We start from the raw sequence: 22,574 nt of genomic DNA, 5'->3' as shown, positions 1-22,574 counted from the left end.
CTATTAAGCTACAGTTTTACTGTCGGCGTGAGGGTTATTCACCTTATGCAACTCCGGCAATTTGTCCACACCATTCATTTTTAAACTAGTGAATTTAACCTTCCCATAACCGCGTGAGCCGGAGCCACCCAACCCGGTAAGCTCCAACAGTGTCAACCCACGCCACACTACGTCCATTAATTCCTCAGCATCGTGCTGGCGAATCGTTAGATTAAAATCAAAACGCGCACCCGCCGGCACTCTCTCAGTATTGCGCGGATGCTTCGCTACGCCCTCAATTCGATCTATCACGTTTTCCATCTTGGTCTCGGTGAGCAGCAGGTTGCGGCTGTTCATTTCTTCAACCCAAGCCTTCTCAAGCGAGCAATCCCAGAATGCCAGTCGTGTGGGCCCGACTTCTTTGATTAGGGCTTCGTCAGTTTTAATATCCGGCGCACCACCGAACAGGCGTAGCAAATCAATTGCCTGTGTGCGGATAGTTGCCCGTTTAGATTCTATAGATTTGATATGATTTAAACCCAATGGACTTCCCTCTGTAATATCCACTACACCCATCTCCCATTCCAGAAGGCTGCGAACTTTGCCTTTGATGCTTGATCCCGGAATGTAAGGCTCCAAAGTGCGCGGGTGTTTAATGACCGGATTGTCAGTCCCGCCAATATGCATGTCGGTGTTGCCGCTGCCGATATGCAAGCCTGTGACCAATTCTAATATGCCTGTAAGTTTCTGAATAGAAGTCAATTTCATACTGATTACCCCTTTTTAATTAGTCTTGGCGTAGTTGTTTGTAAAAACCTACGAAGGCTTCCCAAAACAATTTGCAGGCAGTGAGCGTTTCTGGATTCTTCACTTCAGCAAGTGTTTGCTGCAACAGGTTGACGAAGGTTCTATCTACCAACTTACGACCTTCGGCATATGCAGCCTTGGCATTTATCATACGAATAAAGGGCAAATACTCGTCGAACTTAGCAGGCTGTTGATTGGCTCGTGTTTCCCATAACACTAATTCATCATAAAAGCGGCGCAACTGGGTAGATTTATTTCTATTTTTATCGCTATTTGAAACTGCCTCGGCTGCTTTTCTTGCTGTGCCATTGAATAACTCAGGATCAAGCGGCTTGGCCAACTTAATTGTGAATCTAGGTGGTGCCGGTCGGTGTTGCCGATGATCTTGTGCCATAGATTTACTCCTCAATCACGTTGTTGATACAAATAGGTAAACAGGGCAATTTTGTATGCTGCCTGATGTTTCTCAATACCCAACTCTACAATTTCTTTACCAAGGTCATATTGCAATTTATAGCGTTTTTCTTCGGTTTGTTTTCCGCTGATTTTAATACAGGCTTCTGCCAATCGTCGTGTGCGATAAGCGAAGTGGGAATACCACAGCGCGTTTTCAGGCTTATCTTTAATATTCCCAGCCATATCTGCATAACGTAACAAGCCATAAAGGTAACCAGAGGTAAGCGCGTAATCGTCAGCCACCCGCGCTAATCCAGCTTCCCTCTCCATAAGAGTGTCATAATCTGTCCATGACACGGTATGCCCGAAGCAAGTGACAGCATTCTTTGGTGCGGGGTGTATGTTCTCAGGATTGTGTACCTTGGCGGCATCCAGCGCAGCATCAGCAAGCCCAGCCAGCTGCATGATCGGCAACCCTGGCTTTGTCATAGATAGACCCGCCGAAAAGTGAATATCTGGGTTGTGCGCAACATAACGCTCAAATTCGGTTTTCATCTGGCTAGCCAATTTTTGCGTGGAGTGCCACGGTCCGATGAGAAAAAAATCATCACCGCCTGCGAACACCGTATAGATGTTTTGGAATTTGCTTTCGCTTTGGCACAGCCAAGGCAGATAGACGGCAAAAAAGGCGTTTACCTGCCGGGATAAAGCGGTCATCTTGGCGAAGGTTGGTTGCTCCAAACCCTTTTGGAAAATACTGCCCAAATTATCCACATCGCCCTTAAGTATCATCAAGGCTTCAACACCGACTAAGCGCTCCTCGCCGCTATCATCCTTACGAATTTTCCTGTCATCTCGTGCCAAGTGATTTAGGGTCTTTATTTCATTAGGATGAGGATCGAAACTCCCCTCATTTTCGATGCCCTGATAGCGATCAGCTTCCCATGCATTCACCTCGCCAAATCGCGGCACATAGGCGTTGATATGGCGGCGGGCGTAACCATTCCAGAGCGGCAAAGAAAATTCATTTGGTAGCGAAAAATCCCACGCGCGGAGGATCTGCCCGGTGCGCGCTTCGTTACCAAATTTCTCAGTATCTCCAATGCCTTCAGTAAAGTTTACCCAAAAGCCGAAGATGGGTAGTCGCAAGGTGCGATAATTTAGATCGTCTTGCGTAATCAGTATGTGCTTCATGCTGGCTAGCCACTTGCCTGTATTGATTTGGTCGGCAGCCAGTTCGCTCATCCAGATATTATCGACTTTGACGCTTGCAGGTGACTGACCATCAATTTTGCATTCGCCATGTTTAAAGCTATCGAGGAAACCATCAAACATAGCAGGTGCGGGTGCTACGCCGCATAACCCAAATCGAGAAAGTTTGCATTCTTCCAGTTTCTCGAGTAGATGTTTTGTCAATTCACGAAACGGGCTGACATCTCCTTGCCCGTGAACTAAATCACTGCTGGCAGCAGGTAGCCACGCTAGTCCAATGCCAGATTGACAATAGGTGTGTCTGATAAACCAACTGTCCAGTTCGGCCTGAACAGCACGCAGTTTTCTCACTGTTTCAGCGGTATTGGGTGCAACGATGAGAAATTTTCCCGCTGCATTTACCACTTGGCTTGAAGCGGGAAGAGCTAGAATTTCCAGCACCTTTAGCGCGGCTAATTCTGACAATAGCGAAACATAGAACGAGCGTCCGCGCAACAGCTTGGCTGCACGCTTTTGTGTTTCACCACCTGATGCAAAGATGAAATTTTGGATGCCAAAAAAGTCACCCTGAATAAGCAGGAATTTTTTAGCCTCCCAAGCTTGCTTTGCTTCTGGTGTGTTGGCACGCTTTTTGTCCCATAACAGACAAAGTTGTTGGCGCGCGTTTTCAGTATTAGACCCCTGTGCTAAATGGTACTGCCACAGGGCAACCGCCAGCGCTGCCGTGGTTTTGGAGTGATCAAAGAGTGAAACATCAAGCTGAGTGTTGCCAGCTGTTGCGGAAGGAATAGCGTGAGTATATGCCAGCCAAAGACTATCGAAGTGATCGAGCCACAGCGACAGACTCTCGCGATGACTGGATGGAATGCCTTGCAGTCCAGCGATAAACGCATTCCATAGTTGAAGATATTTCTCCTTTGCGGCGGAATCAGTGTCCTTTTCACATTCCGTTGCCAGTACGGGAAAAATAGAGTCCGGCGAGAGCGGTTTGAGGGGATATCTCCATGCTTGAGTCTCGGCACGGTCGTTGAGCCTGATATTTTCTAACAGGGTATGATGCCGTGCCGTGTAGTGATTAAGCTTGTTTCCTTGAACACCATCGTAGGCTGCGATGTGGCTCTCATATGTTTCTCGATCAAACCCGGATGCCAGTCGATCCGCACTAGCTATAATCCATTGCAAAAAAGTGTCGGGTTTATGATATCTTGCAGACGCGTTGACAATGGAATCTTCTGCTTGTTTATCATGCCAAGGCGCGAATGGCGTCATGTCATTACCTACTAATTCCGGTAGCTGCTTGGCCAATAAATCCATCGCAAATTCCGTATAAGCGGTATGCGTGTGCGTAAGGCGATCAATGATCTGAGGGTGACACAGCTCTTCGTTGTCCGATTCTAGAGTATTGCCGTTTGTATCTTTTTCTATTGCATCGGCAAACCCAGCAAATTTACCTAGACCATGCAGCATTGCTGCAATCGCTATGCGACAGGATGCATTAATTTCAAATTTGCTACCCATATATTTCCTCCTGTGGTGCCCTCAGTTGGCAAATAGTACATCAAACTTGCTGTTCAATCTGGTTTTGCGAATGCGATAATCCATCACATTTAAATTGCCAGCCACATCGTAAGACCATGCCGTCAGGCTTGGTTTTTAGTGTAGGTAGTTCGACCGGCTCACTATGATCGGCTTAATGAACAATCGAGAAAAATAGCTATGACACCGACAATAAATACTGTTGCTTTGCGCCTTGTGCGCTTGCGTTTTTCGGCTCGTTTGTTGGGCGAGGCGGTTATGCCTACCCATAAGGGTTCGCTTTTTCATGGCGTTTTTGGCCGCGTGTTGCATCGGGATTTTCCGTATCTTTACTCAGAACTTTTTGGCAGTGAACAGGCTGATGGTGATGCTGCGCCTACCATTCATCCTTACATTTTGCTTGCGCCGCTGGATGAGTTGCGTACTTGGGAGGCCGGGCATGAGTTTGATTTTGAGTTGACGTTGTTTGGCAAGGCGGTGCGCCATGCGCAGGCGTGTAGCGATGCATTGCGTTTGGTGGGGCGTGATGGTCTGGGTGAGCAGCGTGCGAAGTTCCTCGTTTATCAAGTGGATCATTTTATTAACGTGTATGACAAAGATGCCGCCCCCGATGATAAAGCTCGCCATACCGGCTTCCCTCACCCCAACCCTCTCGCGGTGGGAGAGGGAGCAAATGAATCGCTGCGCGAGCTTCGCGTTAATGACGGCTGGTTAAATGTCTGGCGCGATGGAATGGATACTGCATGGATTACGCCTGTCGATTTATGCCTTGATGAAGCGGGCGCTTTTTGCGCCAAGCTGACACTGGATTTACAAACTCCGCTGCGTTTGAAGCATGAGAACCGTCTGGTGCGCAGGCCGCCCGATTTTTCTTTGCTTTTTTCCAAGCTGCTGGCACGTTTGAATATGCTGTCGCAAGCGCAGGGTAATCAGCCTTTGGTTGAGGGTGAGGTCAAAACAAGGCTGTTGCAACTTGCAAGAGGTATTGAGCTTAACCAGAGTGACGTGCGCTGGGTAGACTGGAATCGCTATTCGTCAAGTCAGAAAGCCAGTATGCAGTTTGGTGGATTGATGGGAACATTGGAGTACAGCGGAGACCTTGCGCCGTTTTTGCCTTTCTTGCGGATGGCGGAGTTAACGCACTTGGGCGGGAAGTCTACGTTTGGTCTGGGAAAGGTGATCTGTCAAATCTAGCTAGCTTGCTTGAGTTATCACTGCTGTCCGGTTAAACGAGAGGGCGAACCGCTGAAAGCTATGACTGACGCAGGATTTAAAGCAATGAGTATTGAAAGTTGAGAATGAGCAATTCAGACGTGAGTTAATCCGCAAAGAGCATGCGTTGGTGGAGGCAGCATCATTGCATGCGGCCAGGCGACATGCGCCATGCTCAAGGCCATCATCGCCAGTCGCACCCAATCCGTATTTCACTCGCAAGAAAACCGTGGGCTTTCACATTAAATATTCTACGCGGTTGAGCTGGATAAATTAAAGCCCAACCTCGCAGGAGACAGTTGAAAAGATGCGTTACCGACGTGCCAATACAGAGAGAGGCATATACTTTGTCACTGTGATTTTTGCTGAACGGGACGGCGCTTGCTACCGGGTAATACTGACTATCTCTTTGCTCTATACTCTGGAATTCAAAAATAATCGACGGAAATTTTCCGTAGTTGCATGCCCCACCTCAGAAAGAGAAATGCCGCGCAATTTAGCTATTTCTTCTGCTACATGCTTAACATAGGCGGGCTGGTTGAGTTTACCGCGATATGGTACCGGGGCAAGATAAGGTGAGTCAGTTTCAATCAATATGCGTTCAAGTGGAATATTCTGCGCTACTTCTTTCAGCATAATGGCATTCTTGAAAGTGACGATGCCGGAAAAAGAAATGTAGAAGTTCATCTCAATAGCTGCTTGGGCGACTTCCAGGCTTTCGGTAAAACAGTGCATTACGCCGCCAATCTCGGCGGCACCTTCTTCAGCCATAATACGCAGGGTGTCTTGTGCCGCCTCACGGGTGTGGATAATGAGCGGTTTTCGGCACTCGCGTGCAGCACGAATATGTGTGCGGAAGCGCGTGCGCTGCCATTCCAGCTCTCCTTTTAAACGATAATAATCGAGACCGGTTTCCCCGATAGCAATGACTTTAGGGTGTTGTGCCAGCTTTACTAGCAGCGCTTGGGTTGGCTCGGTATCTGATTCGTGGTCTGGGTGAACGCCGACAGAGGCATAGATGTGGTCATATTGCTCCGCGAGAAGTTGAATTTGAGGAAAGTCTTCTAAATTGACCGAAACGCACAGCGCGTGAGAAATTTCGTTGTGGCGCATGTTTGCCAGAACTTCATCAAAGATTTTGCTTAGTTCCGGGAAATTGATGTGGCAATGCGAGTCTATAAACATACAGTGCTATTGAGTAATAAATGATTATGGCGTTCTTGGTGATCATCCAGCGTCATATGTTGGCGTCCAACATCATGTGCCGATAAGATAACAGAATGGATTCAAATAATAACTTGGGATTCAACGGATGCAACGCTTCGCGTTTCGCGATTGTTAACTCACTCTGGTAGCGTAGCAGATTGAATATTGCAATATTATTTGATAAATTTTTTATTAAATCAGTAAGATCGGGGTGGTATCTAACCTTTCCTGTGAGCTTTGCACTGCCTAGATCGTAGCACCATTGCTGCAGCCAATGGATGACATGAAACGGTTCTGTGCGTTGCAACTGTTCGGCCAATGCGAACACATCGAACTTGGCGGGCTGTCTAATTTCCTGCAAGAAAAGATTGTATTCCGCTTCCCCTATAGCTTCCTCAGCCAAGCGCGCCGCTAGTAACGGAGCAAAGCTGGCTCTTGCTAACATCGCTACTGGATTGGCATGTTTCTGCTGTTGTAGCCAAGTCGAACTGGCCTCTACTGATGGCATTGGAGCCGCTAGCGCCAAGCAACGGCTTACGATGGTAGATAGCAATTGTTGGGGTTTATGGCTAACCAAAATTAACAGCATCCGCTCGGGTGGCTCTTCCAGCGTTTTGAGCAACGCGTTCGCTGCATTGGTATTCATGGATTCTGCGGGATGAATCAGCACAACACGATGACCACCCTGATGAGTGGATAGACTGGTGAAATTGGTAAGTGAGCGTACTTGATGAACAGAAATTTCTTTGCTCGGTTTTTTCCCTTTTTTCTGTTGTTCGTCAAGTACTTCTTCAGCGATTCTCTTTGTCCAGTTTTTCAATGTCAAAGACGTTTGAGTTGTACTGGATTCTTGCATTTCTATTGATTGTGCGCCCGATAGCAGCAAACGAAAATCAGGGTGAGTACCTTGATCAAACCAGTGACAGGAAGTACAGCCCAGGCAAGCCAACTCGCTACCCTGTGATTGTTTGCATAGCAAAGAGCGAGCGAGATTCATGGCAAAATCTAATTTGCCTATTCCTTGCGGCCCTTTCAATAAGATTGCATGTGGCAAACGTGTACGCAATCCGATCCAACGCTGCCAAAGTTCATCTTGCCATGCGTACAGTTCATTCATTGATGAATTATTTATTCCAGAATAAATTAAATTAGAGCAACTTAGTTACTGCATACATTCTGTTCCAGCATGTTTACTGCCCATTATGGCGGACTGAATCGGCGATTTGTATCACTGAAAGTGGAGGAATTTCGCCAACTACCGTTACCAAGTAATCGTCCTTTATTTTACTGTAAACATGGATTGCACCTCGGCTGGAGAGGCCTAGTCTTTTTTCAAAATTAGTCCCTGATGTTTCGATAAAGACTGAGATACCAGCCAATCCGTCGGAGTATACAAAATGGATTACGTCTCTATTTTTACCGTGAAGTGAGCGACGTTTTTCCATGATTTTCTTAAAACCGGTGGGCACAGCAGCCACCTTCCATTCACTCGTTGCAGCTTGTTCGCTGATTTCTGCCGGCAAGTCAAAATTAGATTGTTGTTCTGAGGAAGTAGTGGATTGACCTGGCATCATATGCGTACGCTCAATTTCGCCGCCTATATTCAACTGGATAAATGTATATTGCTCCACTATCTCTTTACGTTCGTTCAGTACAGCAGCTTTCAACAGCAAGCCGGAATCCATGTGTGCCCACATTTTATGTGTATAGCGTAGAGTATCTTTAGGTTGGAATACGATGGCTTGAGTGTCAAAACCAGAGATGCGTGCCTGCTCGGCGGTATAAATCAGGTAATTTTCGTTAAGCGCGGACAGCAGTTCTGGCTGCAGAGCAGGGAAGCGCTTACTGTTGTACCGCCTTTCCACCTGTACAGCTTTCCTGTCACCCGAATACCACCATACTTTATCGTTATTGCGGATGAAGGCACGACGTGGGCCATCCATACTTTCAAGCTTTTCATGCTCACCGCTCTGATCGGAAATGTGAGTAATGCGCGCGCTCTCCATGTGACCGTTATACTGATATACAAAAGTACCGCTGTAATTGGTTTTGTGTGTTGCAAAAGCAATAATTTGTGGCCAATCCAAGCCAACCTGCCTGCCAATATCGGCGAAAGCTGGAACGGCAGTAAAATACAAAACTAGGGTCAGCACAAATCTGGCCTTCATACTTACTTATCCTCCTGCTGACTTGCCACTGTATGAACATAGGCAGTCATACCATGTACGTCTAAGCCGGGTGAGAACTCTTGATGTGCCATCAGATAATCGTCCAATCCGCGCGCGGGTAGGTTAGCTGGTTGCGCATTTTGTGACTGCCTCATGGCGAGTTGCGGAACGGTTTCCGACCCAACTTGCACCGATAGCCATGCAACTAGTGTTAATGCCATGACCGATGCAGCAGCAGAAAGCGCGAGCCATCTGGCATTATGGCTGTCACGTTGGTGAGGTGAAAGAACGGTGGGTTCGGCCTGTAAACGCTTATGTATGGCAATACTGATATTGGCATGAACGTTATCAGACTGGCGCAGTACGTCGCCAATCAGATGGTAGCTTCGCCACTCTTCCTGCATGTCAGGATTTTGCTTCAGTTTGTCGAGAATTGTTTCCGCATCGTCATCGAACAATTCACCATCCATCAATGCTGAAATTTTCTGCTTCATGCTCACCACCTCTTATTTTTACTCGTTCCCAATAATGGGCGTAAATTCGTTGCAATCGCTTCACGCGCTCGAAAAATACGAGAACGCACGGTGCCGACCGGGCAATTCATCGCAGCTGCGATTTCCTCATAACTCAACTCTTCGATTTCACGCAAAGTGAGTGCGGTACGTAGATCATCAGGCAGCTCTTGCAAAGATGAGTTCACTACATCGACAACTTGTTTACTCATTAATTCATTTTCAGGTGTACTAACTTCATGTAACAAGCTCGCGTCTTCGAAGCCTTCCGACTCTTCAGCATCGAATAGGGTAGTGGTCGGAGCCCGTCTCTTGAGCGCCTGCAGATGGTTTTTGGCGGTATTAATGCCAATGCGATATAGCCAAGTGTAGAACGCACTTTCTCCGCGAAACGTAGGCAATGCGCGATAAGCTTTTATAAACGCTTCTTGAGTTACGTCCTCGACAGCAACTGAATCGCGAACGAAACGCGAAATTAATCGTGCCAGACGACGCTGGTACTTGGTGACCAGCAATTCGAAGGCGTGCTTATCCCCGTGCTGCGCGCGATCAACCAATAGTTGATCGACCTCCCTTTCACCCATTCTGTTACCCTAAATTTTATTGGCCGCCCCAGCGGCGGTTCGTCAGTATAACCGGACAGGCGAAAGGAGTCAGGCCTACCGTACTAAGGTAAGCGGAAACAGCCAATTTCTCATTTGGATGCGCTGAAGAGTGCATTGCATCGCGTCGTTGATTTTCGCTAGTTGTGCCACACTTCACTCAAAACGCTTGGCAGTCTGTCGGTCATAAAGGGAATAAGGAATCGGTTGCAATCCTCATGACATCTGTTGTTAAAATTATTTAACATGAGTTTCGGGTAGAATGAACGTTTTTTAAAATTTATTTAAAGGCATTTTCAATGTACAAAATTGCATCCAGTATTATTTCCGCCAATTTCGCCAAGCTTGGAGAAGAGATTGTCACTGTCATTGCTTCGGGCGCAGACATTGTTCACATAGAGGTGATGAATAAGCATTTTGTGCCAACATACAGAAATGGTTCGAAGGCATGTGCGGCTATCCGACCTATTACTCAAGCGCCGATCGAGATACATCTTACGGGCGGGTACAATGCAGATCTCTCATTGAATGACCTTGTGCCGGAGTACGCGAAGGCTGGTGCGAGCATTATAACTTTTCATCCGCAAGCAGCTGATCGAGATGCGTACAATCTGCCATCGTTCGAAAATATCGAGCGTACCATTGATTTAATTCACGAACTTGGCTGCAAAGCTGGGTTAGCATTCAATGCTGGCACGCCTTTTAGCTATCTTGACCATGTTATAAGTAAGATCGACGTTGTCTTGATCATGTCTAAACAGACTGGCTTAATTGTTGGCCAGAAATTTATTCCCGAGTCGCTCAATAAGATTCGCACGGCACGCAAAAAAATCAATGATAGTGGGCGCAATATTGCCCTGGAAGTACACGGTGATCTGAATTTAAGCAACATCGCACAAATTGCTATGGCCGGTGCCGACACTTTTGTGATCGGCTCAGCTTTATTCGAAGCAGGCAATGAAAATGACCCAAATCACTATGATTCCGTTATCGCTGCTCTGCGTGCGGAGATTGAAAAGGCTGGATAACAAACGCTGTAAGTGCATCTACGCCGCTGTCCATGACAGCGTAACTGTTAGGCTCTGTCGTTTGTTGCGCGACATGTGACGGCTTGCTGTGTTAAAAGCTTGTTGTAGGGTTACATCGATTTGGTATTGGTTGCTGTGTAATCCGAGGTGGGCGGTGATCCTCACGTTGAAGCAGTTATACGACACAGAGTGGTTGCAGTTAACAGCGCGCTTTTTTCATTGCTTGCTGAACTTCGCGAGTGGCATCGCGTTCACGCTCGGAGTCACGTTTGTCGTGCTGCTTTTTCCCCTTCGCAAGGCCAATATCCAGTTTGACAAGGCTGCCTTTGAAGTGCATGTTTAATGGCATAAGTGTGTACCCGGCACGTTGTACTTTACTGATCAACTTATTGATTTCATTTGCATGTAGCAGTAGTTTGCGAGTGCGAACAGGGTCAGGATATATATGCGTGGAAGCGGTAGTCAATGGGCTGATATGGGAGCCGAATAGATACAGGGCGCCATCTTTCACCGTAATATAGGCTTCCTTGAGATTTGCTCGTCCGGCGCGGATCGCTTTGACTTCCCAGCCTTCTAGCATGATGCCCGCCTCATAGCGATCCTCAATGAAGTAGTCGTGGTATGCTTTTTTATTTTGGACTATGCTCATAATTTGTATATTCTACCAGCTTTGCATGAGCGTACTGCTAGAATGGCTTTAGTCGAGAAATCAGTTCTGGTTCCCTACAGCGCGAAACAGATGTTCGTTCTGGTGGATAATGTGGCGGATTATCCACAGTTTTTGCCGTGGTGTGACGGAGCCAGCGTAGTCTCGATGGACGGTGATACCGTGCATGCGACAGTACACATTAATTATCACCATGTTAAACAGAGTTTTACCACTGAGAATGTGCGTCAGTTCCCTCATCACATTGATATCAGGCTGAAAGATGGTCCGTTCAAGCATCTTGACGGGGATTGGCATTTTATACCTCTTTCGGAATCTGCCTGTAAAATAGAATTTAAATTGCATTATGAATTTTCCAATAAGTTTTTGGAAAAAGTGTTCGGCCCCATTTTTCATTTCATTACCAACAGTTTTGTGGATGCCTTTGTTCATCGTGCAGATAAGATTTATATAGAAAATGAGAGGCCAGATTAGTATTGCAATTTGTCTGTTAGCTTGTTAAACAGATATTCATTTGTGCGGCAACACGAAATTATTTAGGGTTACCAAATGTTAGATTACGACCTGCATTGTCATTCAACTGTTTCAGACGGATTGTTATCGCCCACAGATCTGGTTGCTCGTGCCGCTGAGCGAGGGGTGAAAGTTCTTGCGTTGACTGACCATGACGATATTTCTGGCTTGGCTGAGGCATCAGCTGCCGCTACTCAGCACGGTATGCAATTTATCAATGGAGTGGAAATTTCTGCAACTTGGCGCAACTACACTCTGCATATTATTGGATTACATATTGATCCGGCATACAAACCACTGGCGGAAGGTCTACACAATATTCGTAGTGGGCGTGGAGCACGTGCGCAACTGATGGCAGATTCACTAGCCAAGAGCGGTATTAGTGGGGCACTGGAAGGTGCTTATCAGTATGCAGATAACCAAGGCATTATTGGACGCACACACTTCGCACGATTTTTGGTTGAAAAAGGCTACTGTAAAGATGTGCGTAGCGTTTTCAAGAATTATTTGGTTAAGGATAAACCTGGATATGTGGCACACCAATGGGCCTCGTTACCGGACGCGGTCAGTTGGATATGCGGCAGCGGTGGTGTCGCCGTGCTGGCGCATCCGGGTCGTTATACCTTAGCGCGCAAAGGTATGGGGCAAAAGACCTTGCGTGAATTACTGCGTGAATTTATCGATATTGGCGGGCAGGGGATCGAAGTGGTATGTGGTAGCCACACGCCAGAGCAATATGCCGAGTTTGCCCGCTACGCTAATGAGTTTAATTTATTGGCTTCGTGTGGTTCGGATTTTCATGGGCCGGGTGAGAGCTATAGGGATTTGGGGCGTTTGCCTGACTTCCCATTGGATTGCCGTCCCGTGTGGCTGGCGTGGGAAGCTGACCCATCTATGTCTTCAGAAACTAAGCCCATTAAACAAAGAGAAGCTGAGAGAGTTAACCGCTGATCATGTCACAATTTTTCACTATTCATCCAACGAATCCACAGTCGCGCCTGATTAAACAGGCCGCCGATTTAGTGCGCAATGGCGCGGTAATTGCTTATCCTACAGATTCCTGCTACGCCTTGGGTTGTCATCTGGGTGATAAAGATGCCGTGGCACGCATCCGCCAAATACGCGGCGTGGATGACAAGCACCATATGACTATGGTTTGCCGTGACTTGTCCGAGCTAGCCCGCTATGCGCGGGTGGATAATGTGCAATTCCGACTGCTTAAAAACAATACACCGGGTAGTTATACGTTTATTCTTGAGGCCACCAAGGAAGTCCCCAAGCGTCTGCAACACCCCAAACGCAGCACGATTGGGGTGCGTATACCCGATCATCCGGTAGCGTTGGCATTGCTGGAAGAGCTGGGTGAGCCGTTGATAAGTTCAACTTTGATTTTGCCAAATGAGGAATTTGCATTGAATGATGCCGAACAGATTCGCGATCTGTTACAGCATCAAATTGATCTGGTGGTGGATGGTGGCGCGGTGGGATTGGATTCGACGACGGTAATTGATTTAACCAAGGATACGCCTGTAGTGGTACGGCTTGGCAAAGGTGATGTTTCACCTTTTTTAATTGAGAAATAGATAATAAATGCAGATTGAGCAATTAATACAAACCATTGCCATTGCAGCCATTCCGATTTTATTTGCAATTACCTTGCATGAGGCGGCGCATGGCTATGTGGCACGACATTTCGGGGATATGACTGCTTATCAGCAGGGGCGTATCAGTTTGAATCCCATTCGCCACATTGATCCTGTCGGTACTATATTGTTACCGATACTGACGCTAACGATGGGCGGAATCTTATTTGGTTGGGCCAAGCCCGTGCCTGTGAACTTTGCCGCTCTACGCCGTCCCAAGCAAGATATGCTTTGGGTGGCGCTAGCTGGTCCGCTTGCCAACTTGTTCATGGCCCTACTATGGGCGATGATGGCCAAACTCGCATTGATGTTACCAACAAATTATTTTGCCTCGCCATTGCTGGAAATGGCACAGATCGGCATTAAAATAAATATTATTTTAATGGTGCTGAATTTGCTGCCATTACCACCTTTGGATGGTGGGCGTGTGGCCGTTAGCCTGCTGCCACATCGGCAGGCCACCATTCTGGAGAGAGTTGAGCCCTATGGTATATTCATACTGATCGCTCTTGCGATTTCGCCTGTTCTCGGCTGGATATTGGGGCCGCCTGTAGTCGGGCTTATCCTGTTAATTAATTCTATTATTGGACTGTAATATAAAGCTATGCTGGTTGATCGAGTGTTATCTGGAATGAGGCCCACGGGTAGTTTGCACCTTGGGCATTACCATGGCGTGTTGAAAAATTGGGTGGAGATGCAGCAAAAATATGAATGCTTTTTTTTTGTTGCCGACTGGCATGCGCTGACCACGCATTACGATACCCCTCAGATTATTGAGCAAAGTGTATGGGATATGGTTATTGACTGGCTGGCTGTAGGAGTTGACCCAGCTCGAGCCACGTTGTTCATCCAATCCAAGGTGCCAGAGCACGCTGAGTTACATTTGTTGCTGTCTATGATCACGCCGCGGGGTTGGCTGGAACGTGTGCCGACGTATAAAGATCAGCAGGAAAAACTGTCAGAGAAAGATTTAGGTACATACGGTTTTCTCGGCTATCCGCTATTACAAAGTGCAGATATTCTTATTTACCGTGCCACCCAAGTGCCAGTAGGTGAAGATCAGGTGCCACACATTGAGTTCACGCGCGAAATTGCGCGTCGTTTCAACCATATTTATGGGCGCGAATCGGGTTTCGAAGATAAAGCCAAAGCTGCCGTCAAAAAGCTGGGAAGCAAGAAAGCAAAGTCGTATAACGAGTTGCGTACTCGCTATCAGGAGCAAGGTGACGATGAGGCGCTGCAATCTGCCAAATCATTACTCGACGAACCGCAAAGTCTAAGCATAGACGAGCGCGAACGCCTGTTAGGCTATCTTGAAGGCGGTGGAAAAATAATTTTGTTGGAGCCGCAGGCCATGCTAACTGCGGCTTCTAAAATGCCCGGGCTAGACGGACAGAAAATGTCAAAATCCTACAACAACACAATCAGTCTGCGCGAGGACGAAGCGAGTGTAACCAAGAAAATTCGCACCATGCCGACCGATCCGGCGCGGATACGTCGTACCGATGTGGGAAATCCAGATAAGTGCCCAGTGTGGCAGTTACATCAGGTGTATTCCAATAAAGATACCAAGCACTGGGTGCAACAAGGCTGTACGAGCGCGCACATAGGTTGTATCGAATGCAAACAACCAGTGATAGATGCAGTGCTGGCTGAACAAACCCCCATGCGCGAGCGGGTTCAGCTCTATCTGGACGATCCTGTACTGGTGCGCGACATTATCTCTGATGGTTGTGAGAAAGCGCGCAAGCTGGCGACCGAGACAATGCGTGATGTGCGTGAGGCGATGGGTCTGGGTTACAGCTAAACAAGACGAAAGATAGACCTGACTGATCGATACTGGCATAACAGGTAAATATTTTGGAGCAGTCTCTGGTTAACTCGCACGATGTTCATATCCATGGCCAACCGCTGATGGAGATGCCACATGACCTGTACATTCCGCCTGATGCATTGGAAATTGTTCTTGAGACTTTTCAGGGGCCGCTGGACTTGTTGCTGTACCTGATTCGCAAGCACAATTTGAATGTGCTCGATATACCGATGGCACAGTTGACGCAACAATACATGGTCTATATTGAGATCATGCAGCGCAACCGCTTAGAATTGGCCGCCGAGTATTTGCTAATGGCAGCGGTACTGATTGAGATTAAATCACGCATGTTGCTGCCGCAGTCGACCAAGCCTCTGGATGCGGGAGAGGAAGATCCGCGAGTCGAGCTGATGCGCCGCTTGCTGGAATACGAGCAGATGAAGCTTGCCGCGCAGAAACTGAACGAATTGCCGCAAGCTGGGCGTGATTTTGAGTTGGTTCAAGTCCTGATCGAACGTGTTGAAGAGCAGCGATTGCCAAATATTACTGTGGAAGATTTGCGCCAAGCCTGGCTGCTGCTGCTGGCGCGTGCAAAAGTGAATACTCACCACAGGGTGCGGCGTGAGGAGCTTTCGGTACGCGAACAAATGACGCGTGTATTGCGCCAGTTGCGGCACGGCGAGTTTGAAGTATTTGAGAATCTGTTTGAAGCGAGCGCTGGTATTGCGCCACTAGTAGTCGCTTTTATTGCAATTCTGGAATTGGCCAAGGAGACATTGGTCGAAATTACGCAAACTGAAACATTGGGAAACATTTATGTCCGGGCAAGCCGAAGCTTTACCGCTGAATAAAAAAGCCGCTGCACAAATTAATGCGCTGCAACTCAAGAAAATAATAGAAGTTGCACTGTTGACTACTCCAGAACCACTGTTACTAACGGAGCTGAAAAAACTTAGTGATGCGCCGGTAGAAAACCATATTATAGAAAATATACTGGAACAATTAGCACAGGAGTACGCAACCAGCGGTGTGGAGCTCAATCGAGTGGCTAATGGCTGGCGGTTTCGCGCATGTCCAGAAATGCAACCCTATTTAGATCGCCTCAGTCCGCAGAAACCACCGCGCTATTCGCGCGCAGTTATGGAAACACTCGCAATTATTGTCTATCGTCAACCAGTAACGCGTGGTGATATCGAAGAGATTCGCGGTGTAGCAGTCTCCTCGCAAATTCTGAAGACCTTGGAAGCGCGCAGTTGGATAGATGTAGTCGGCACGCGCGATACTCCCGGTAAACCAGAATTGTTCGCTACCACTAAACAATTGCTAGACGATCTTAATTTGCGTTCGTTGCAAGAACTACCACCGCTAGAAGAAATGAGTAACTTGCTGGAGCACGATGAAGCATGAATTTTGAGTGCAAGCTGAACAATGAAATACATCAGTTCGCATAGTAACCCTTTCTTTAAAGAGCTGCTCAAGGTGGCCAGTTCGGCACGTCAACGCCGCAAGGCTCAGCAAACGTTATTAGAAGGGGCGCATCTACTTCAAGCTTATCATTCGTCCGGTAATCAGCAACCCCAGCACTTGTTGGTGACGGAAGCGGCAGTGAAAAACCGCGAAGTGGGGGAGTTACTGAACAAATTTCCTGATGTGCCGATATCGCAATTGGACGATAGTTTGTTTGCTGAACTGTCAGAGCTCAAAACACCCAGTTGTATTCTCGCCCTGATTAAAATACCTCAAATTCCAAGCTCATCAGTGCATGCCAGCTTTTGTTTGTTGCTGGAAGACATTCAGGATCCTGGCAATCTTGGCTCCATTTTGCGTTCCGCTGCTGCAGCGGGTTGCGATGCAGTATTTTTGTCGAAGAGCTGCACCGATGTATGGTCACCCAAAGTGCTGCGTGCTGGGATGGGTGGACATTTTGTGTTGAGTATTTATGAATCAATTGATTTGCTCGCCATGGTTACAGGATTCCAAGGAAAGGCGTTTGCTACTGTCGTTAGTGCAAACAGCAGCCTGTATGACTGCGATCTGCGTGGCAATATTGCTTTTGTTCTTGGGAATGAGGGAGCCGGGATGTCTGAAGGCTTGTTGGCAGTGATCAACCGACACATCAGCATCCCTATGCCTGGGTGCAGTGAATCATTAAATGTTGCTGTGGCCACTGCTGTATGTCTGTTCGAGGCAGTGCGGCAACGCAGGTAATTATTGATCTCAAAATTAACAGAAAATATCAAGCAAGATGTCGATTCAAATATACTCTAATTGAAATTGGATAGATGTGTTTTTTCAGTCTGCATTGTATGGGGTTCAAAGGTGTGGCTTGATTTGCTCAGCTTAGATTGTTATAGTAAAACAAGTAAATGGTGCTTCTTAACGAAAGGAACTTTATAATGGGCAAGCTAGGAGCAACAACATCAACAGTGGATATTTCAAAGGAGAAACTAATGGACGACGTGAAAACAGTGGTGGCAGATGCTGAAGAACTGCTGAAAGCAACTGCAAATCAGACGGGGGAACGCATTACGGCTGCTCGCGCCAAGATTGGTGAGTCATTGCAAGCAGCCAAGGTTCGGATGGCCGATGCTCAAGTGGCGGTGATGGAAAAAACTCGAGCTGTCGCTACAGCCACGGATGACTACGTACATGTTAATCCATGGCAGGCCATAGGAGTTGCAGCAGCAGTTGGTATTCTTCTTGGCGCACTGATTTCACGTCGCTGAGTCCGCATATGAATCCTGAATCGCGGGATTCTGTCTCAGGCCAACAAACTGGGCTGTTTGGTTCACTGAAAACATTGGCCGCCACATTGCTGGGGATCGGTCGCACGAGATTAGAGCTCCTATCCAACGAGATCGAGGAACAACGGATATGGCTAAGTTCCATCCTGTTGTGGGCTCTGATCGCGTTATTTTGTGCCGCTATGAGTATCGGATTAATTACGATATTTGTAGTAGTGGTTTTTTGGGATACTCACCGTTTGTTGGCCTTGTGCATATTGGCGTTCTTGTTTCTGCTGGTAGCGATATTTTCTTCGCGGGTAGCACTTGGCAAAGCTCAGGCTAAACCAAAATTGTTTTCGACCAGCCTTGCGGAATTGTCAAAAGACCGTGAACAGTTGGCTCCTCCACCGAGATGAACGCGAAATTGATTAGATTGGAGGAAAGGAAAGCCTCGCTGGTAGCCAAAATAGAGCGTCAACGCACAGAGTTGGCACAGGCTTCGGCACCTTGGCGAGGACCTTTGGCGGTAGTAGACAAAGGTTTGCTGGTCACACATTATCTAAAACGTCATCCGGCATTACTAGCGGGATTAGTATTATTTTCTGTTGTGTTTCGTCCAAAATTTGCGATTAGATGGTTCCAGCGTGGGTGGTTGGCATGGAAAATGGCGCTTACAGTAAGGCGCAAGTTGTATGGTTTGTGAGCAATTATTCTTGGCAATTTTAGGCAAGTTCAAAATCGGTTTTGGTTTTACCCATTGATTTTTTGTTCGAGTTTAATACGGATCAAGACTATCACTTTGTTTTAAAATTTGATTCTTTAAGTCGGATGGCTGCTATCCGCTAGCAACAGTTTCTTTCGACTGGCAAAATCGCAGTTATAGTTATTCTTGTTGTTAGTACACTTCTTTTTTTGTCGGATCAAAAATCGTCAAATCATTGCCAATAAAATTGGCTAGGAAAAGGACGAAAGGTTGATTTCGGCGAAGTCAATATTATCCTCTTTACTCTATCAGCAACGATACGTAACATCGCCATCTGCGAAGCGGGTTGACAACAAAAGCAAGACTTTGGTGATAGATGAACTTTATAAGGATGTCTCACTGGCTAGCGTTAGCCATTTTACCTTCAAGTACTAGCGCAGATTAAAGAGACTGGCAGGATTTTGAGTTTATGACGCAATGCGGCTTCCATTATTCAATTACGAATCTGGTGTATGTGCAACAGCCATATGTCAAAAAATAAACACGTACATCGAGAAATGAAGAGGATAAAATGTTCCGAATAGGTGGTAACCAGTTGATGCTTACTTTCGTTGAAATAGATCAAAACGCAGTTCGTATTGGTCATGAGTCTGTCTGAGTGAACATATCCGTTTTTCCCTTCAAGTAATGTCTAAAATTTTCGCACTTGTTCCCGCCGCTGGCTGTGGTTCTCGCATGGTTAGTGAGTTACCAAAACAATACCTGCCGCTGGCTGGACATCCGATGATTTATCATACGCTTGCAACTTTGTGTGCCAACCCGGAGGTCGATATCGTTTTTGTAGTACTCGCGTCTGATGACACGCACTGGCATAGTTATGACTGGTCACTTTTCGGCGATAAGTTGCAGCAACTATTTTGTGGTGGAGCAACGCGCGCAGAGAGTGTGCTGAATGGATTAATGGCTGCGGAACTTGAACTCGATGACTGGCTGCTGGTACATGATGCTGCACGGCCTTGTTTGAGCCATAAGCAGCTTGCACGTTTGATTGAAGCATTGCGTGACGATGAGGTTGGCGGCATTCTTGCTGTGCCGGTGGCGGATACTTTGAAGCGTGCTGATGGTGAATGCCGAATTGCGCATACTGAGAGTCGTGAGGGAGTCTGGCAGGCGCAGACTCCACAAATGTTTCGCGCTGGACTATTGCTGCAGGCGCTACAAATTGCCCCGAATGTAACGGATGACGCCTCTGCAGTCGAAGCGCTGGGGTTCCATCCCAAGCTCGTGACAAGCAGCTTCAGCAATTTTAAAGTAACTTATCCGCAGGATATTGAGTTGGCGGAATTGCTGTTAACTCAAGGAAAAAAAATATGAGAATCGGACAAGGTTTTGACGCTCATCAATTGGTCGAGGGGCGTAAGTTAATTATTGGTGGCGTAGAGATATTCTATGACAAGGGGTTGCTTGGCCATTCCGATGCGGACGTTTTGTTGCACGCCATCTGTGATGCGTTGCTGGGTGCAGCAGCATTAGGCGATATCGGGCGTCACTTTTCAGATAACGATGCCAAGTTTAAAAATATTGATAGCCGCATTTTATTGCGCGAAGTCGCACGTATGGTGACCAATGCTGGTTTCCGTATTGGCAATTTGGATGCCACTATCATTGCACAAGCACCCAAGATGGCACCGCACATTCCGCGCATGGTAGAAAATATTGCCGCTGATTTGGGCGTAGCGGTGAATGCTGTGAATGTGAAAGCGACCACCACTGAAAAGATGGGCTTTAGCGGGCGCGGGGAAGGTATTGCGGCGCAGGCTGTCGCGCTACTGTTAGTTTGAATCATTTCCACTTAAACGGGAATAATTAAGTACATATTATTCAATAAGGTAATGCTTGATAATGATGCGTATATTGGCGTTGGAAACTTCCACTGAATATTGTTCCATCGCACTATGGCAAGACGGTGTTGTCGTCAATCGCTGCGAGCGGGTTGGGCAGCGCCATTCCGAATTGTTAATAGGCATACTGGATAATTTATTGCATGAAGCGGGGGTTAAACTCACAGAATTAGATGGCATTGCTTTTGGTGCAGGGCCGGGTTCCTTCACTGGCGTGCGCATCGCCTGTGGCGTGACGCAAGGATTGGCGCTGGGGGCGGATTTACCGGTGGTGGGAGTGTGTACGCTGCAGGCATTGGCGCAAGCCACAGGCCACGATAAAGTGATTGCTGCACTGGATGCGCGCATGAATGAGATTTATTATGCCGTATATGAGAAAAGGGCTGGGTCATGGGTGACGATTTGTGAACCGAATTTGTGTTTGCCGCAACAGGCACCGCAAGTTCAGGACTCTGGGTGGTTTGGTACAGGGAGTGGTTTTGCCATGTATGGGGCTGTATTAGACAATCGCTACGCTGGGCAAATTGCTGACAGCGATGCCCAAGCGGTGCCACAGGCCATTGCTATTGCAGAACTTGCTGCGCCACTATTTGCCGCTGGTCAAGGCATGGATGCGGCGCAAGCCATGCCGTTTTATCTGCGCGACAAGGTGGCGCTGAAAACCAGCGAACGATGAGTTTGCCCCAATTGCTTGATCACACCGTTTTACGCGATATGAATCCAGCAGACCTGGCCGGGATAGTATGCATTGAGCAACGCGTGCATCCTTATCCGTGGTCTTGCGGGAATTTTACTGATGCGCTTAAAAGCAATTATGTATGTAAGGTGTATGAAGCAGAGGGTGAAATATTAGGTTATGTTGTGCTTATGCTTGCAGTGGATGAAGCAGATTTGCTTAATATCAGCATCGTCGCCGAATATCAACGCAAGGGGCTGGGCCGTCAGTTATTGGGTGCAATAATGGAAGTTGCGCGCGGTTGTAACATGCGGCGCATGTTACTGGAAGTGCGTTCTTCCAACGCAGCGGCGCTGGGACTGTATCGTGATGTCGGGTTTCGCAAAATTGGCATGCGCCATGGCTATTATTCAGCAGGCAATGGGCGCGAAGATGCAATCGTGATGGAATATTTACTGTGAATCGAGAAGAAGCAATACTACGCGAACTCAATCTCTATCCACAGTGGAAACGGCGCGGACTAGCCAAACCTGTACTTGAGCAAGTGGCTGTAGCGGCTCCATCTATAACAGAGCAAGTGGCAAGCAAGTCTGTTGTGGAAAAAGAAGTCATGCAGACTTTGGACAGTTACAGCTTGTCCGAGTTAAAAGCATTGGTGAAAAATTGCACGGCTTGCAAACTGCGTGCGAGCTGCACGCAGACGATTTTTGGTATGGGAGATGTGTTGGCAGACTGGTTGTTTGTGGGCGATTGGCCGGGTGCGGACGAAGATGTTCAAGGTGAGCCGTTCGTGGGGCAATCCGGCAAGTTGCTCGATAATATGCTGGCTGCAATTAAGTTGAAACGAGGCCACAATGTTTACATTACCAACGTTCTTAAATGCTACCCACTTGATAATCGCACGCCAGAAGCCAATGAGATTGCTCAATGCAGACCTTACCTGGAGCGCCAGATACAACTCATCCAGCCCAAGCTAATCGTGGCTCTGGGCGAAACAGCCGCCTTCTTGTTGGGGTATGACGTAACCTTGTCTGACTTGCGCGGCAAGCTACTCGATTATCGCGGCTCATCCTCTCAAGGTTTGGTGAAAGGCATTCCACTCATCATCACTTACCACCCGACCTCTCTGCTACACACCCCGTTGCAAAAAGCAGAAGCGTGGGATGATCTGTGCTTGGCAGTTGCTACAATGCGGAAATTAATTTAAAAATAAAAAGACTGGTGGCGTTGTCAATAGGAGACCTGAAATAATGCACTCCGTTATGTTGTCACTT

General features: G+C 47.3%; 27 protein-coding genes. 18 read left to right on the top strand and 9 right to left on the bottom strand.

Features of this window, described 5'->3' with window-relative positions; translation table 11 throughout:
• Positions 1 to 3: 3 nt before the first annotated feature.
• From csm3 to cas10, 3 genes are read right to left on the bottom strand one after another with little or no spacing between them, the layout of a single operon-like run.
• Positions 4 to 747, bottom strand: coding sequence for a type III-A CRISPR-associated RAMP protein Csm3 (gene csm3 / locus MJ769_RS01435; RefSeq protein WP_239234067.1), 744 nt, complete (start codon positions 745 to 747; stop codon positions 4 to 6).
• Positions 748 to 766: 19 nt separating this feature from the next.
• On the bottom strand, positions 767 to 1,180 hold the full coding sequence (csm2, locus tag MJ769_RS01430) for a type III-A CRISPR-associated protein Csm2 (protein WP_239234066.1): 414 nt from the start codon (positions 1,178 to 1,180) through the stop codon (positions 767 to 769).
• A gap of 11 nt (positions 1,181 to 1,191) precedes the next feature.
• Positions 1,192 to 3,912, bottom strand: coding sequence for a type III-A CRISPR-associated protein Cas10/Csm1 (gene cas10, locus MJ769_RS01425; RefSeq protein WP_239234065.1), 2,721 nt, complete (start codon positions 3,910 to 3,912; stop codon positions 1,192 to 1,194).
• A 198-nt stretch (positions 3,913 to 4,110) separates the two neighbouring features.
• Between cas10 and cas6 the strand changes: the two genes are divergently transcribed.
• Positions 4,111 to 5,124 (top strand): CRISPR system precrRNA processing endoribonuclease RAMP protein Cas6, encoded by a 1,014-nt coding sequence (gene cas6 / locus MJ769_RS01420; protein WP_239234064.1) that lies wholly within the window; start codon positions 4,111 to 4,113, stop codon positions 5,122 to 5,124.
• Between the two features lie 432 nt (positions 5,125 to 5,556).
• Here the strand turns inward: cas6 and MJ769_RS01415 are convergent, their stop codons facing one another.
• The 5 genes from MJ769_RS01415 to rpoE form a co-directional block, all read right to left on the bottom strand.
• Entirely contained in the window at positions 5,557 to 6,327 is a 771-nt protein-coding gene (locus MJ769_RS01415; RefSeq protein ID WP_239234063.1) for a TatD family hydrolase, read from the bottom strand.
• A 52-nt stretch (positions 6,328 to 6,379) separates the two neighbouring features.
• The gene (gene holB / locus MJ769_RS01410) at positions 6,380 to 7,465 is read right to left on the bottom strand and encodes a DNA polymerase III subunit delta' (RefSeq protein ID WP_239234062.1); all 1,086 of its coding nucleotides are present in this window, start codon (positions 7,463 to 7,465) and stop codon (positions 6,380 to 6,382) included.
• A gap of 73 nt (positions 7,466 to 7,538) precedes the next feature.
• A complete protein-coding gene (locus MJ769_RS01405; protein WP_239234061.1) occupies positions 7,539 to 8,516 on the bottom strand; it encodes a MucB/RseB C-terminal domain-containing protein in 978 nt (325 codons plus the stop codon).
• A gap of 2 nt (positions 8,517 to 8,518) precedes the next feature.
• Complete coding sequence (locus MJ769_RS01400) at positions 8,519 to 9,010, bottom strand: sigma-E factor negative regulatory protein (RefSeq protein WP_239234060.1); 492 nt, start codon at positions 9,008 to 9,010, stop codon at positions 8,519 to 8,521.
• A 2-nt stretch (positions 9,011 to 9,012) separates the two neighbouring features.
• On the bottom strand, positions 9,013 to 9,612 hold the full coding sequence (gene rpoE / locus MJ769_RS01395) for an RNA polymerase sigma factor RpoE (protein WP_239234059.1): 600 nt from the start codon (positions 9,610 to 9,612) through the stop codon (positions 9,013 to 9,015).
• A gap of 317 nt (positions 9,613 to 9,929) precedes the next feature.
• On the opposite strand from rpoE, the gene MJ769_RS01390 reads away from it, so the two are divergent.
• The gene (locus tag MJ769_RS01390; RefSeq protein WP_239234058.1) at positions 9,930 to 10,658 is read left to right on the top strand and encodes a ribulose-phosphate 3-epimerase; all 729 of its coding nucleotides are present in this window, start codon (positions 9,930 to 9,932) and stop codon (positions 10,656 to 10,658) included.
• Positions 10,659 to 10,857: 199 nt separating this feature from the next.
• Here the strand turns inward: MJ769_RS01390 and smpB are convergent, their stop codons facing one another.
• On the bottom strand, positions 10,858 to 11,307 hold the full coding sequence (gene smpB, locus MJ769_RS01385; protein WP_239234057.1) for an SsrA-binding protein SmpB: 450 nt from the start codon (positions 11,305 to 11,307) through the stop codon (positions 10,858 to 10,860).
• Between the two features lie 42 nt (positions 11,308 to 11,349).
• Here smpB and MJ769_RS01380 point away from each other — a divergent pair, with 42 nt between their 5' ends.
• The 16 genes from MJ769_RS01380 to MJ769_RS01305 all read left to right on the top strand — a co-directional run bounded on the left by MJ769_RS01380 (position 11,350) and on the right by MJ769_RS01305 (position 22,507).
• Complete coding sequence (locus tag MJ769_RS01380) at positions 11,350 to 11,799, top strand: type II toxin-antitoxin system RatA family toxin (protein ID WP_239234056.1); 450 nt, start codon at positions 11,350 to 11,352, stop codon at positions 11,797 to 11,799.
• 75 nt (positions 11,800 to 11,874) lie between these two features.
• Positions 11,875 to 12,789 (top strand): 3',5'-nucleoside bisphosphate phosphatase, encoded by a 915-nt coding sequence (locus MJ769_RS01375; protein ID WP_239234055.1) that lies wholly within the window; start codon positions 11,875 to 11,877, stop codon positions 12,787 to 12,789.
• A 2-nt stretch (positions 12,790 to 12,791) separates the two neighbouring features.
• The gene (locus tag MJ769_RS01370) at positions 12,792 to 13,421 is read left to right on the top strand and encodes an L-threonylcarbamoyladenylate synthase (protein WP_239234054.1); all 630 of its coding nucleotides are present in this window, start codon (positions 12,792 to 12,794) and stop codon (positions 13,419 to 13,421) included.
• A gap of 7 nt (positions 13,422 to 13,428) precedes the next feature.
• Positions 13,429 to 14,076, top strand: coding sequence for a site-2 protease family protein (locus MJ769_RS01365; protein ID WP_239234053.1), 648 nt, complete (start codon positions 13,429 to 13,431; stop codon positions 14,074 to 14,076).
• Between the two features lie 9 nt (positions 14,077 to 14,085).
• The gene (locus MJ769_RS01360; RefSeq protein ID WP_239234052.1) at positions 14,086 to 15,288 is read left to right on the top strand and encodes a tryptophan--tRNA ligase; all 1,203 of its coding nucleotides are present in this window, start codon (positions 14,086 to 14,088) and stop codon (positions 15,286 to 15,288) included.
• Between the two features lie 107 nt (positions 15,289 to 15,395).
• A complete protein-coding gene (locus tag MJ769_RS01355) occupies positions 15,396 to 16,145 on the top strand; it encodes a segregation and condensation protein A (protein ID WP_239234089.1) in 750 nt (249 codons plus the stop codon).
• Positions 16,111 to 16,701 (top strand): SMC-Scp complex subunit ScpB, encoded by a 591-nt coding sequence (gene scpB, locus MJ769_RS01350; protein ID WP_239234051.1) that lies wholly within the window; start codon positions 16,111 to 16,113, stop codon positions 16,699 to 16,701. Before MJ769_RS01355 ends, scpB begins: the two co-directional genes overlap by 35 nt.
• Before the next feature lie 21 nt (positions 16,702 to 16,722).
• The gene (locus tag MJ769_RS01345) at positions 16,723 to 17,502 is read left to right on the top strand and encodes a TrmH family RNA methyltransferase (RefSeq protein ID WP_239234050.1); all 780 of its coding nucleotides are present in this window, start codon (positions 16,723 to 16,725) and stop codon (positions 17,500 to 17,502) included.
• A gap of 188 nt (positions 17,503 to 17,690) precedes the next feature.
• Positions 17,691 to 18,020 carry a DUF883 family protein gene (locus MJ769_RS01340; protein ID WP_239234049.1) on the top strand — a complete coding sequence of 110 codons (330 nt, stop codon included), beginning with the start codon at positions 17,691 to 17,693 and terminating at the stop codon, positions 18,018 to 18,020.
• A gap of 8 nt (positions 18,021 to 18,028) precedes the next feature.
• Positions 18,029 to 18,436 carry a phage holin family protein gene (locus tag MJ769_RS01335; RefSeq protein ID WP_239234048.1) on the top strand — a complete coding sequence of 136 codons (408 nt, stop codon included), beginning with the start codon at positions 18,029 to 18,031 and terminating at the stop codon, positions 18,434 to 18,436.
• Positions 18,433 to 18,723: a YqjK-like family protein gene (locus tag MJ769_RS01330; protein ID WP_239234047.1), complete on the top strand. Its 291-nt coding sequence runs from the start codon at positions 18,433 to 18,435 to the stop codon at positions 18,721 to 18,723. The genes MJ769_RS01335 and MJ769_RS01330 overlap by 4 nt, the downstream gene beginning before the upstream one ends.
• 687 nt (positions 18,724 to 19,410) lie before the next feature.
• Positions 19,411 to 20,097 (top strand): 2-C-methyl-D-erythritol 4-phosphate cytidylyltransferase, encoded by a 687-nt coding sequence (gene ispD, locus MJ769_RS01325; RefSeq protein ID WP_239234046.1) that lies wholly within the window; start codon positions 19,411 to 19,413, stop codon positions 20,095 to 20,097.
• Complete coding sequence (ispF, locus tag MJ769_RS01320; RefSeq protein ID WP_239234045.1) at positions 20,094 to 20,564, top strand: 2-C-methyl-D-erythritol 2,4-cyclodiphosphate synthase; 471 nt, start codon at positions 20,094 to 20,096, stop codon at positions 20,562 to 20,564. The genes ispD and ispF overlap by 4 nt, the downstream gene beginning before the upstream one ends.
• Before the next feature lie 64 nt (positions 20,565 to 20,628).
• A complete protein-coding gene (gene tsaB, locus MJ769_RS01315; protein ID WP_239234088.1) occupies positions 20,629 to 21,300 on the top strand; it encodes a tRNA (adenosine(37)-N6)-threonylcarbamoyltransferase complex dimerization subunit type 1 TsaB in 672 nt (223 codons plus the stop codon).
• The gene (rimI, locus tag MJ769_RS01310; RefSeq protein WP_239234044.1) at positions 21,297 to 21,761 is read left to right on the top strand and encodes a ribosomal protein S18-alanine N-acetyltransferase; all 465 of its coding nucleotides are present in this window, start codon (positions 21,297 to 21,299) and stop codon (positions 21,759 to 21,761) included. Before tsaB ends, rimI begins: the two co-directional genes overlap by 4 nt.
• On the top strand, positions 21,758 to 22,507 hold the full coding sequence (locus tag MJ769_RS01305) for a uracil-DNA glycosylase (protein WP_239234043.1): 750 nt from the start codon (positions 21,758 to 21,760) through the stop codon (positions 22,505 to 22,507). Before rimI ends, MJ769_RS01305 begins: the two co-directional genes overlap by 4 nt.
• Positions 22,508 to 22,574 lie beyond the last annotated feature (67 nt).

Origin of the sequence: Candidatus Nitrotoga sp. BS (assembly GCF_927797785.1) — a bacterium.
In the GTDB taxonomy this organism is placed as follows: Bacteria; Pseudomonadota; Gammaproteobacteria; order Burkholderiales; family Gallionellaceae; genus Nitrotoga.
The sequence above is the reverse complement of the archived record's forward strand: the minus strand, read 5'-3'. Positions and strand labels throughout refer to the sequence as shown.